At 69.6% G+C, this 11,494-nt stretch carries 13 protein-coding genes and 1 tRNA gene; 9 read left to right on the forward strand and 5 right to left on the reverse strand.

Translation table 11 applies throughout. The annotated features are described in order from the left end of the window. Nucleotides 1-179: 179 nt before the first annotated feature. The 3 genes from E1294_RS33990 to E1294_RS34000 are packed head-to-tail and all read left to right on the forward strand — an operon-like array spanning nt 180 to nt 2,201. Complete coding sequence (locus tag E1294_RS33990; protein WP_132515073.1) at nt 180-860, forward strand: class I SAM-dependent methyltransferase; 681 nt, start codon at nt 180-182, stop codon at nt 858-860. Between the two features lie 49 nt (nt 861-909). Continuing rightward, nucleotides 910-1,467, forward strand: coding sequence for an MATE family efflux transporter (locus E1294_RS33995; RefSeq protein WP_165977616.1), 558 nt, complete (start codon nt 910-912; stop codon nt 1,465-1,467). Further along, on the forward strand, nt 1,464-2,201 hold the full coding sequence (locus E1294_RS34000; RefSeq protein ID WP_165977617.1) for an MATE family efflux transporter: 738 nt from the start codon (nt 1,464-1,466) through the stop codon (nt 2,199-2,201). The genes E1294_RS33995 and E1294_RS34000 overlap by 4 nt, the downstream gene beginning before the upstream one ends. 225 nt (nt 2,202-2,426) lie before the next feature. Here the strand turns inward: E1294_RS34000 and E1294_RS34005 are convergent, their stop codons facing one another. Further along, a complete protein-coding gene (locus E1294_RS34005) occupies nt 2,427-3,245 on the reverse strand; it encodes a helix-turn-helix domain-containing protein (RefSeq protein WP_132515076.1) in 819 nt (272 codons plus the stop codon). A gap of 120 nt (nt 3,246-3,365) precedes the next feature. Between E1294_RS34005 and E1294_RS34010 the strand changes: the two genes are divergently transcribed. Beyond that, a complete protein-coding gene (locus E1294_RS34010; protein ID WP_132515077.1) occupies nt 3,366-3,770 on the forward strand; it encodes a hypothetical protein in 405 nt (134 codons plus the stop codon). A 402-nt stretch (nt 3,771-4,172) separates the two neighbouring features. Further along, the gene (locus E1294_RS34015) at nt 4,173-5,504 is read left to right on the forward strand and encodes a WXG100-like domain-containing protein (protein WP_132515078.1); all 1,332 of its coding nucleotides are present in this window, start codon (nt 4,173-4,175) and stop codon (nt 5,502-5,504) included. Nucleotides 5,505-5,531: 27 nt separating this feature from the next. Here the strand turns inward: E1294_RS34015 and E1294_RS34020 are convergent, their stop codons facing one another. Both E1294_RS34020 and E1294_RS54885 read right to left on the reverse strand, forming a co-directional pair. Further along, nucleotides 5,532-6,026, reverse strand: a complete 495-nt coding sequence (locus E1294_RS34020) for an SMI1/KNR4 family protein (RefSeq protein WP_220448081.1) — start codon at nt 6,024-6,026, stop codon at nt 5,532-5,534. A 217-nt stretch (nt 6,027-6,243) separates the two neighbouring features. Continuing rightward, nucleotides 6,244-6,750 (reverse strand): GNAT family N-acetyltransferase, encoded by a 507-nt coding sequence (locus tag E1294_RS54885; protein ID WP_220448082.1) that lies wholly within the window; start codon nt 6,748-6,750, stop codon nt 6,244-6,246. Between E1294_RS54885 and E1294_RS34030 the strand changes: the two genes are divergently transcribed. Both E1294_RS34030 and E1294_RS34035 read left to right on the forward strand, forming a co-directional pair. Next, the gene (locus E1294_RS34030; RefSeq protein ID WP_220448083.1) at nt 6,731-7,465 is read left to right on the forward strand and encodes a helix-turn-helix domain-containing protein; all 735 of its coding nucleotides are present in this window, start codon (nt 6,731-6,733) and stop codon (nt 7,463-7,465) included. The two genes, E1294_RS54885 and E1294_RS34030, sit on opposite strands and share 20 nt — an antisense overlap. Before the next feature lie 65 nt (nt 7,466-7,530). Further along, on the forward strand, nt 7,531-8,109 hold the full coding sequence (locus E1294_RS34035; protein WP_132515081.1) for a dihydrofolate reductase family protein: 579 nt from the start codon (nt 7,531-7,533) through the stop codon (nt 8,107-8,109). A gap of 189 nt (nt 8,110-8,298) precedes the next feature. On the opposite strand, the gene E1294_RS34040 is transcribed toward E1294_RS34035, so the two are convergent. Next, nucleotides 8,299-8,372 (reverse strand) — tRNA-Thr (locus tag E1294_RS34040). Nucleotides 8,373-8,775: 403 nt separating this feature from the next. On the opposite strand from E1294_RS34040, the gene E1294_RS34045 reads away from it, so the two are divergent. Together E1294_RS34045 and E1294_RS34050 are read left to right on the forward strand one after the other, a co-directional pair. Continuing rightward, a complete protein-coding gene (locus E1294_RS34045; RefSeq protein WP_132515082.1) occupies nt 8,776-9,378 on the forward strand; it encodes a hypothetical protein in 603 nt (200 codons plus the stop codon). Nucleotides 9,379-9,552: 174 nt separating this feature from the next. After that, entirely contained in the window at nt 9,553-10,140 is a 588-nt protein-coding gene (locus E1294_RS34050; protein WP_132515083.1) for a hypothetical protein, read from the forward strand. A 344-nt stretch (nt 10,141-10,484) separates the two neighbouring features. On the opposite strand, the gene E1294_RS34055 is transcribed toward E1294_RS34050, so the two are convergent. Further along, nucleotides 10,485-11,494 (reverse strand): phosphotransferase family protein (locus tag E1294_RS34055; protein ID WP_246083484.1); only part of this gene is annotated, 1,010 nt, incomplete at its 5' end.

Consider the following 11,494-nt stretch of genomic DNA (forward strand, 5'->3'; position numbering starts at 1 on the left):
AGATCAGTGTTGCCACGAACGCTAATATCCAGATCATCACCCGATCAACCGATCCGCCCTACGGACTTGCTGCCAACCGGGGCGCCTTGCACCGCTGTCTCCGGGCTCCGATCCGCGCCCGGCAAACCTCCACGCCCTGACGCTGCCGAACTGTCGGTGCCGCCTGCGACCATCCATCCATGCCGGCATCAGATCTCACCCACATCTCCGCCTTCTGGGACTCCACGGCCGACGCCTTCGACGACGAGCCCGACCATGGCCTGCGCGACCCACAGGTCCGTGCCGCGTGGTCGGCCAGGCTCGCCGAGTGGTTTCCCCGCCCATCTTCCGACGTCCTCGACCTCGGCTGCGGCACCGGCTCCCTGACGCTGCTCCTCGCCCGGCAAGGCCACCGCCTCACGGGCGTGGACCTGTCCCCGCGCATGATCGAGCGGGCCAGGCGCAAGCTCTCCTCGGCGGGGTGCACGGCGCCGTTGCTGGTCGGAGACGCGGGCGATCCGCCCGTCGCCGCCGGCGCGTCATTCGATGTGATCCTGGTCCGCCACCTGGTGTGGACACTTCCCGATCCCGACGCGGCGCTGCGCCGCTGGCTGGGCCTGCTGCGTCCGGCCGGGCGCCTGGTGCTCGTCGAAGGACACTGGCAGAGTGCCCGGGCGGCCGGCCCCTACGCACCCGGTTCTCCGCCGCTGCCCTGGCCCGGCGGCGTCACGGCCCTGGAGCTGACCGACGCGCTCCACGCCGTGGGCGCCCGCGTCTCCCATCACGAGCAGCTCACCGACCCCGCCCTGTGGGGCCGTGCGATCGAGGACGAACGCTACGCCCTGATCGCCCATCCGAGCGTCGATCGCGGCTTGCGCTGATAAACTGATGGCGATCCCGGGCCGTTGCGCGTCCCGGGATGTTGCTTTCATGCCTCTCCCCCAGCACCGGGCGATCGCCGCGGCGGCGGTCCCGCTCTTCCTGTCCATGATCGTCAACCAGGTGGCCGGCCTGGTCACTACGGCGGTGCTCGGCCGACGGGCGACCGCCGCGCTGGCCGCGTACGCGGTGACGGCCGCCGTGCTCAACCCGGCCTTCACCGCGATCACCGGTGCGCTGCGCGGCATGGCGCCGTTCATCGCTCCCCATCGCGAGCACCCGCCCGGCGCGATCCCCGTCCTGCGCGACGCGCGGTGGCTGGCCCTCATCATCGGAGCGCTCGCCGCCGGAGCCGTGGCCTGCGTCCCGCTCGTCGCCTCACTCGGCGGCGCGCCGCCGGAGGTGCTCGCGAAGCTCGGGATCTTTCCCTACCTGCTGGTCGTGTACGTGCTGCTGTACGGCCTGGGCGGCGGCGCGAACGCGGCCCTGATCGCGCTCGGCCACAGCCGCCAGGTGATCTGGGCGAGCCTCGCCGGCGCCGCCGTGTCGATCGTGCTGGTCGTCATCCTCGTCCCCGGATCGGCCTGCCGGGGATGGGGTGCTCGATGATCGCCGCGGGCGCGACCGCTCTCGCGGTGTCCAACCTGCGCCTGCGCCGGTTGCTGGGCGGGAGCGTGAGACGGGGACGGCCGCGGCCCGCGGAGATCATGAAGCTGGCGCGGGTGGGCATTCCCCTGTCAGGGACGTTGCTGATCAAGTTCGCGGTGCTCGGCGTCATCACGTACGCGACGGTCCGCACGGGCACGCGGGAGGCCGCCGCGCACGCCATCCTCTACGCGATCATGGGCCCGCTGATGTTCGTGTCCCTGTCCGTGGCTCAGGCATCCGTTCCCGAGGTCGCCCGCGCCCATGGGGTGCGCGAGGTCAGGAGCGTCACCAGGGCGGCGCTCACGATGGCCGTCATCGGGGTGGCCGTCGGCGGAAGTCTCCTGCTCGCCTTCCGTGATCCGCTCGTCACGTTGTTCACCACGGACGACGGCGTCAGGACCGCCGTGCTGGGGCTGGCCTGGCTCATGGTCGTCATGGCGGCGGTGGACGGCACGCAAGCCGTCGTGGCGTTCGGGCTCGCAGGGCTCAAACGGTCGTCGTGGAGCCTGGGATCCGTGGCCGCCGGCTACGGGATGCTCGCGACGGCCGCCGTACCCGTGGCTGCGACGCGGGGGCTGGCCGGACTGTGGTGGGCGCTGATCGCCAACTCGGCTCTGCTGATCGTCCTCCAGGGCGGCGGCTTCCTCCGGCACAGCGCCCGGACGGACGCCGCCCCCATGCCCCATCCGGGTTGACCTCGACCCGGCTTCAGGTTGCCCGGTGCCTCGCCACCGGCGGGCCGGCCCTGAACGCGACCCTCCGGCACGTCTCCGGCGACCGCCTGGTGCTGGGGTCGGTTCGGGCCGCGGGCCCGGCCAGTGGCCGCCGCCGGGGCCCCGTACGCCGAGCGCGGTCCCCGTACCGACACCGGCGGGCCGAGGCGGACCAGCCGGCGGAGGTGCGCGGTCTGGTCAACCGCCTCATGATCGGCCGTTCGCCGGGCCTGCCTGCTCGCCGAGCAGGCGGAATGCCTCGGCTGTGAACTCGTCGAGGGGATAGAACAGCTCGATGGCCAGCTCCGACAGCGTCACATCGGCCGGTGCGCCGAACGTGGCCATGGTGCTGAACATCGACAACTCGCCGAACGGGCTGCGGATCCTCAGAGGCACCTGGATCGGGCTCGGCGGATGCTCCGCGCCATCCGGCTCCGCCGTCACCGGATAACGGGAAACCTCCTCGTAGAGCGCGCGGAGCGTCTCGTCCCCGGTGGCGTTGACCTGGCGGAGCAGCCGCTGCAGCGTGAGCGTACGGACCTCGCCCAGGTTCGCCAGCCGGGAGGCCAGCCCGTCGGGGTGCAGGGTCAGCCGGAAGACGTTCGGCCGCGGCTCCAGCAGGTGCTCGGGCACGCCGTCCATGAGGACGGACATGGCGCGGTTGCCCGCCAGCACATCCCAGAGCCGGTCGACCACGACCGCGGGGTACGGCTCGTGCGCCGTCAGCATGGCGTCGATCGCGGACCGGACCGAGGCCAGGTAAGCATCGTCGAGACTGCTCTCCCGGTAGGCCGGTGCGTAACCGGCGGCCAGCAGCAGGGTGTTGCGCTCGCGCAACGGGATCTCCAGGGCCTGCGACAGGTGCAGCACCATCGACCGGCTCGGCCGCGCGCGCCCCGTCTCCACGTACGACAGGTGCCGCGCGCTGACGTCCGCCAGGTTGGCGAGGTCGAGCTGGCTGAGCCTGCGGCGCCGCCGCCACTCACGCAGCTGCGAACCGATCCGGGGCGGCTGCTCCACTTCCATACCCCGGGAGCCTAACGAGCGCGACGAGCGCTCCGGCCACGACCTCGGAGGTTATTGAGTCGACGACCTCGGCACTGGCACCGTTCCTGTGACCGGGCACGCACCGAGGAGGAGATCGACATGACCACGACGACAAGGGTGGACGCTTCTGGACGGCTGCGGCTGATCCTGCGCATCGACGGCTGGAGCACCGCCGTCTTCGGCGTGGTCATGCTCGCCGGCGCGCAGGCGCTCAGCGGCCCGCTCGGCCTGCCGACCACCTGGTCCATCCCGTTCGGGATCGCCATGCTGGGCGGCGCCGCGGCCCTAGGCCTCATCGCCGGTCATCCACAGATCCCGCCGCGTCACGCCGCGTTCGTCATCGCGGGAAACACGCTGTCGTGCGTGGCGCTCCTACTGCTCGTGTTCTCCGGCCTCATCCCGCTCACCGGGTTTGGCGTCGCGTTCCTGCTGGCCGGAGCGCTGGTGGTGGCCGTCTACGCGGCGCTCGAACTCGTGGGCCTGCGCCGGATGACCGCCGCCTGAGCCCCGCCTCGCTCCTACGCGGGCTCTCAAACGGCGGCCAACCACCGCCGGACGGGGCCCTCCAGGCCGGCGGCACGGATCTCCTGCTCGGTTCGCCTGCATCCGTGATCGCGCAGGTAGGGGATCAGGACACGAGCGTGAACATTGCCGTACCGGCACAGAACACCCATCGCATCGAAGAGGGCCGCCTTCGGCCGAGGAATGACCAGAGAGTACGCCGCGGGAACGACCGCGGGGATCCGGCCTCGCCCGCGCGTCGGACGAACCCGGCCGCACGCGTCGAGGCGGATGGTGCACCTGCCGAAGTACAGTGGCGTTCAGCAGTGCCGATGGGATGAAGGGGACACTCGTGACAGAGGTGTTTCACGTCGATCTCTCGTCCCTGACCGATCCCACGCTCGCATGGCACTGACCCTTCCTCCCAACCTGCAGTCCTCTTTCGCCCTCCTGGACGTGGAATGGCCGTCGGAGGACGAGGATCGCATCCGCGCCTGCGGGGAGGCGTTCCGGGCTTGCGCCACCACCCTCACAAACCAGACCATCCCGACGGCGCACGGCGCTGTCGACCACGCGGCGCAGCACAACTCCGGCGACCACATCGACGCCCTGACCGGCCACTGGGCCGAGTACCGCGCCGACGACGCACGATCCGGCCACCTGCAGAGCCTCGCCACCTCCCTGCACGCCCTGGCGGACGGCTGCGAGCTGTTCGCCCAGGTCGTCGAACTCATCAAGATCGTCCTCAAGCTCCTGTCGGTTTACGTCCTGCTCGCCCTGGTCTGGGCGGCGTCCATGGCCGTCGTCTCCGGCGGGCTCGCCGCGTTGAAGGCGCGCGGCTCGGTCATGATGTTGAGGACGTTCGCCAAGAAAGCCGTGGCGACACTGCGCGGCAGGCTGCAACGGTACTTCGGCCACAAGCTGATCCGTGCCGTGGAGACCCGCCTGCGCCGGATTCTGCACGCCAAGCCGCCGTCGTTCCCGGCCCGCCCGGCGGGCTCGCTGCTGCGCCGCGCGGCCGCGGTCAAGGGGATGGCCGCCTCGTCCGCAGGCGCGGCCTGGCTGATGGAGGGCCTGCCGGAGAGCCGCCCGCGGCCGCCCCTGAACTCCCCCGAGGAGGGGCCGCGCGACGGCAAGTACGACCTCGGTCCGCCCCGCGATCCGGGCATTCCCTTCGACGACCCCTGGCCGTACGACCCGGACGCCAAGCCCTCGATCGGCGACCACGTGGCCTGGCAGAAGTGGCGGGCGCTGCAACTCGCCGAGGAAGCGGCGCCGGGGTTCGACGAGGCGGCCGACACCTTCAAGCACTATCTGGACGGGTCCGGTGACGACTATCACATCGACTACGACAAGGCGTACCGCGACGACAAGCTGATCCGCGACGCCGTGGACGCGGAGATCCGCCGCGCCCAGGAGAACGCCGAACGCCTCTACCGGGAGAGCGGACGGCAGAACTTCCAGATGACCGGCGAACCGGCGCAGATCAGGGAGACGGAGACCAAGAACTGGGAGTTCGCGCTGGGCCGCCATTCCATCTGGGGCAGCGCGGACGTCCGGGTCGACGGCAACCAGGCCACCATGGACATCACCGTCCACGCGTACGACCGCTACAACTTCAACCGCGAGGACAAGTGGATCAACCAGGACAACGGCCGCTTCGAAACCCTGGGCTGGGCCAGATCCTACGACACCCACGGGGACCTGAAGCGGACGATCACCTGGACCCTCCCATGACGCGTACGCCCGCCGCCCGGACGTCACTTACCGGCACATGGCGTGGATGAGCTCTGGGAAGCCCGCAAACTCCTGCCGCGCCCCCGCCACGATCTCCGCCGACGAACGTCGCCTCCCCGGCGCGTGCCGCTCCGCGATCGCCTGGAACGCCTCATCCGGCTGCGTCTCACGACCCAGGTCGGAGAACGCCTCCGTCGGGCCAAGACCGTTCGCGAACAACCACAGCAGGTCACCGAGATCGCGGGCTACCACGCCGCATCTGCCCTCGGACGTGAGGTAGACGACAGGCTGCTCGATGTTCGACGCACCAGGCCGAACCAGCCAGAAACCCACGTAGTCGCCTCCCCCGGTCGTGCCGAAGAAGCGAAATTCGCTGCCGTCGACCTCATCGTTACCGGTCCACAGGCGAAACCACCACGCGGTCTTCTCCGGCGCCTCGAACCGGTCGTACGGGTCGAAATCACAACCGCGGGCCTCGTCAGCCTCGTCGTCCCACTCCCACGTGAAGCCGATCTCGGCCACCTCGGCCAAGGCCACCGGCAGAACCAGATGATCAGGTGTCTCCGTCATTCTGCGACTTAGATCACCCCAGCGTCGTCACGTGTGTGCGGCGACGGGGCGGTTCGTTGCGCCGGGAGCGTCACACCAGCGCTTTGGTCAAGACGGTCGCCTGGTCACCATCGGCTTCCGTGACGACCTCGTGAATGGCCATGCCACACCTGCGGTAGAACTCCGCTGCTCAGCCATCCGTCGCCACCCACATGCGTTCGACACCACGGCCCACGGCCCAGCGCTCGAGATGATCCACCAGAGCCTGACCCACACCCCTTCCACGCAGGTCGGCACGGACGATCATCCCGATGATCCACGGGGACCGATCGCGGCACTCCTCCAGATCGTACGGTGCAAGGCCGACCCCTCCCAGTACGTCGCCCGCCTCGTCCACGGCCACGAAGGTCACGGGCAACTCGTGGTGACCGGCTTCCTGCTCGGCGCACCGGACCCAGTCGGACAAGTGCACGAGGCCCGGCTCTCCGCCCCATTCACGCCAGCGGATCTCCGCCAGGGGGTGGATGAGATCGGGCCGCTTCGCCAGCAGATGGACATCCACATGCAGAATCTTGCCATTCCGGTGGCCACCACACCCGCCAGGTGAGGCGAACTCAGCTCGCCAACGTTGCGCTACTAGGGGCGCGCCGCCGTACCCCCGGCTGACGGTGCCGCCGATGCCGTCGGCGGTGCTCATCCTCAACCTCGGTGCGCCGTTCCGCATCCGCGCCGGCACCGACATCGAGACGGCGAATTACGCCGACGGCTGCGTGGTCACCACACCCGCCCGCGCCGTCGAGTTCGGATACCCACCAGGGACCCGGTCAGTCGGTGTGCACTTCAAGCCGTGGGGGCCGGCGCCGTTCCTGCCGATGCCCGCGGCCGAGCTGTGCGACCGGCCGGTGACGGTGGAGCAGGTCTGGGGCCGCCCCGCCGTTGCCGAGTTGCGAGACCGGCTGGCCACGGCGACCGGGCCGTACGAGATGCTGGCGCTGCTCGAGGACGAGCTGATGCGACGGCTTCGCGAGACCGCCGGCCTGGGACTGGTCCGCCACACGAGCAACGCCATGGCGGCGACCGCGGGAGGGGTGGCGATCAGCGACCTGAGCGCGACGGCCGGCGTCAGCAGCACCCATCTGGCACAGCGGTTCAAGGAGCTCATCGGCGTTACGCCGAAGCGGCTCGCCCGCACCTACCGCTTCGCCGCCACCGTACTCGCGATCGACCCTGCCGGACCGGTCGACTGGGCCGACCTCGCCGATCGCGCCGGCTATTTCGACCAGGCCCACTTCGGCCACGAGTTCCGAACGTTCACGGGGCTCACGCCGACCCGGTACGTCGACGTCCGGCGGCGGTTCCTGCGCGAACATCCCGGCCATGCGCTCGACGTCGGACCGCTGCCGGCCGATTGATTTCCTACAAGAGCCGGCGACTCCCGACACGCCAACATGGGACCTTTCCGAGCGGAGGAGCGCCCATGGGCAAGGTGGTCATGGACAGCACGGTGTCGGTGGACGGCTTCATCGCGGACGCGAACGATCAGGTCGGGCCGCTGTTCGACTGGATGTCCAGCGGTGACGTCCCGTTGGACGAGACGGGTGACGTGAAGGTGTCGCAGGCGTCCTACGACTACACCCGGCCGTACTGGGACCAGATCGGAGTGACGGTCGTCGGCCGCCACGTCTTCGACCTGACGGACGGCTGGGGCGGCAAGCCGCCGGGCGGGATCGACCACGTGGTCGTCGTGTCGCACCGGCCGATGCCCGAGGGCTGGGACCCGGAGGCGCCGTTCCACTTCCTCGACGGCGTCGAGGCCGCCATGGCCAAGGCACAGCAGCTCGCGGGCGACCGCACGGTCGAGGTCGCCGCCGGCGACGTCGGCGGCCAGGTGCTGGCCGCAGGGCTCGTCGACGAGGTCGCCATGGATGTCGCGCCCGTGGTGTTCGGTCCGGCAAGCGCTACTTCGGGTCGGTCGACACAGCACCTGCTGGAGGACCCTGACGTGGTGATCCGAGGCAACCGGGTCCTCCACCTGCGCTATCGCGTGCGCCGATGACCGATCCGAGCGAGTACGCGATGAGCCGACAGGAGGGACCGGGGCGCAGAAGCCCGCCGTGCCCTGTGGAACTTCACGGAGGCGGCAGCCGCCCAGGTAAGGACCACCACCACTAACATGACCCGACGTATCTCCAGGCCTGCTAGCAAAAGCCCTCGCGGATCATCCGAGAGGGCTTTTCAAGCTGGGAGCCGCCTTGGGGATTCGAACCCCAGACCCCTTCATTACGAGTGAAGTGCTCTGGCCGACTGAGCTAAGGCGGCGTGCCGTACGGCGTGAAAGAGTCTACAGGAGCCCGAAGGGTTCTCGCTCCCACCGGACCGCCCACGTCGGACGCTGGGGAGTTGTAACACCTGCAACAAACCTGCAGAAGACCGTTGATCACCTCGGTGAAGGGCGGGAGCGTCCGCCGGGCAAGCAGGGATGTCCGGGGTGAGGCGTCGTGAAACCACGCCCGAACCGCGCGCCGAAAGTGATCGTTGTAGGGATATGAGATGGAGTTGGGTCGTCGCTCTGGTGTTGGCACCTGCGGCGTGTAGCAGCACAGGAGTTCAGACGACCGGGACCATGCCGGGGGTGGAGCAGACTGGCCGGCCAGTCCCTGAGCCGGCCTCAGCCGAGCCCGCGCAGCGCCTTGTCGCCGAATGGCTGCGGGTGGGTGGTTTGATGGCTCCCGGCCTCGCGGCCGTCCGCCCTCCGATGCTGGTGGTCTACGCCGACGGCCGGGCCGTCGCCGACGCAGCGCACGAGCTGCGCCTTCCACCCGCCGAGGTCAAAACCCTGGTCGAGGCGCTCAACCGTGATCTGGCAGGGCAGCCCGCCACTGCCTCGCCCCGGGCGGGGTCGCCGAGGATCTATGACGCGCCCACCACGGTCCTCGGCGTCGACAGCGGCAGCGGGATGCGCGAGGTGCACGTGCCGTCTCTGGAACATGCCGCATCCAGCTACAACGCCGCGCTCGTCACCGCCCGCGACCGTCTCGCCCGCTTGGCCGACCGCGTGACCGCCCAGGGCGGGAAGTACTCCACCGACCGTGTACGACTGTCCACCGAGCAGGTCACGGTTCCTGTGAGGCCCGCCAAGCCCTTGCCGAGTGGCGTCCCCCTGCCACCCGAGACGCAGGCGCGCTCGGGGAGCAAGGACCACAAGGGCAACAAGGCGCACACGATCGCTCAACTGATACCAGGTGACGGATCCTGGCATGTCTATCGCATGTCAACCGGCGAACACATCGCGCTCTCGTGGCGTTATCTCCTCCCTCACGAGTAGGGCTCCGGTTACGAGACCCTTCGCCAGGGGCCCCAGCCATCCGGCTCACGTATGGTGACGAGTCGCTCGACCTAGACCGCTGACCCGCGGCGAATCCGGATACTCATCAAGGGCAGGGCAGTGGGCCCGACGCGTCTGCGCGGCAGCGGATGTGTGCTCCGAGTGGGTTGGCGATTGGTCGACGCCTTGATCGGCGGGAGGGTGGCGGTGGGGCATGCGGGTGGCGATGACGAGCTCGGCTGCGGGACGGGCCGGCCGCGCGAACTGGTGCCGTGCCGCCTGTCCGGCGGCCTCATCGAGTACCTGGTGCTCGGTGACTCGGTCCTCGTGCTCGACAGAGCAGACGATGCGCCGCTCGTTGTCTCCGACCCCCGGGAAGTGACCATCAGCCGGTCGTACCAGCCCGCGCTCCAGGCCGCCGCCAAGGGGAGCGACGAGTACCACCGACTCCTGCGAGACTTGCGCGCCAACCGCAACCAGCCGGGCGGCTTCTGGCTGGCCAAGGACGACCCGCGGGCGGCAGACGAGGCGATCACCGGAAGCCGCCCGATCTCCGAACTCACCGGCGCCGTCCTGCTCAGCAACGGAGCCAGCCGCATCGTGGACCAGTTCCAGCTCGCCGACTGGCCAGAGGTCATGGCCATCCTGGCGTCGAGCGGACCCGCCGAAATCATCCATCGTGTCCGGCGGGCGGAGGCGCGCCACGCGGTGGCGGCGGACGATGCGACGATCACACACTGCATCGACCTCGGCGATACCTGACCGTCGCCAGAGGAGCCTGGGCGGGTGTCAGTTCTGCTGGGCTGCGCGGGCCTGGGCGGGGCGGTGGGAGTCGGTGCCGGTCTCGACGATGTTCCCTGTCCAAGTAGGCGTGTTGATGCCTTGGGTGGGTGGGGAGCCGTCCGTGGTCTGGCTCCCACCTTGATAGGTGAACAGGACTCGTCTTTGTCTCGCGCGTGGGGGTTTGCCCGTCTCCTTGATGGCTGCCGCGATTCTCAGTCCCTTTCGCTGCTGCTGAACCTCGAAGTCGCGGTCAACCAGACCCGACAGCCATCGGCGAGGAACGCGAGAAGGCCGCGTCCTGGCCGAGCACGAGGGGTAGGGCGCTAGCCGCGCTCCTCCAACCAAGCGACGACGGAACGGACGAAGCCGTCGACGTGCGACAAGGGTTTGCCGCCGAACGCCGCGTGGAGGTGCCCGACCCCGACCGCGTCGTTCCAGGCCCAGGAGCGTCGGTAGGTCTCCTCGTCGGTGGCCGCGCGCAGGACGTCCCAGCCGTGCCAGGTCGCGACGAGTGCCCCGTCGATCGCGGGGTCGGACAGGATCGCCATGTCCCAGTCGAGGACGCCGGCCAGCTTGCCGTCCTCGCCGAAGTGGACATTGCCGGCGCCGAGGTCGCCGTGGACGAGCCTGGCCGGGACCTCCTCGAGCGCCAGCATCGTGTCCAGCCGCTGCCGCACGCCGTCACGCCACTTCGTCGGCAGGCGCGGAATGATCTCGTTGCTCAGGATGTCGGCCCATCCCAGGTCATCGGCGTACCGGCGCGGCGTGTGGAGAACGGCCTCGAGCTCCGGCGAGATCTCAACCTCGCGCAGTGCCTTCAGAAGCAGGCCGAACGCCGACGGGTCCCCGATGCCTTCCGGCAACCACTCGCCGTCGATCCACGAAACCGCGACGGCCGCGCGTTCCCCGAACGTGGCCACCGCAGTCAGCGGCTCCGGCACGGCGAAAGGCAGACCGGCCGCCGCGACGGCTCGAAGAATCTCAACCCGGCGCGGCAACTCGGCGGCGGCATCGGGGCGCTTGCTGATCCGCACCGCGGCGACGCCGGGGAACAGCACGACGTGGTGCATATTCCCTTGCTCGGCGAGGCGTGCGGAGCCAAGAGGAGCGTCGGGGACAAGTGCCTCAGCGATTTCCAGCAGGTCGGCGGGGACTGGTCGAGGCATCCCGCCATTTTGCCGGACGATCGCACATGGCAGCCCCTGGCCCGCGTTCCGCAGATGTGTAGCGAGAAAGGCACACAGATCTGCGGTCTGAGCTGCGGAAACGCTTGCGGGCACGCTGATGCGGCGTGTCACTAGGCGTGAGTGTTGTGCCTGGTCAGGCGTCTGCG

It is taken from the genome of Nonomuraea diastatica (assembly GCF_004349015.1).
GTDB classification, from domain to species: Bacteria; Actinomycetota; Actinomycetes; order Streptosporangiales; family Streptosporangiaceae; genus Nonomuraea; species Nonomuraea diastatica.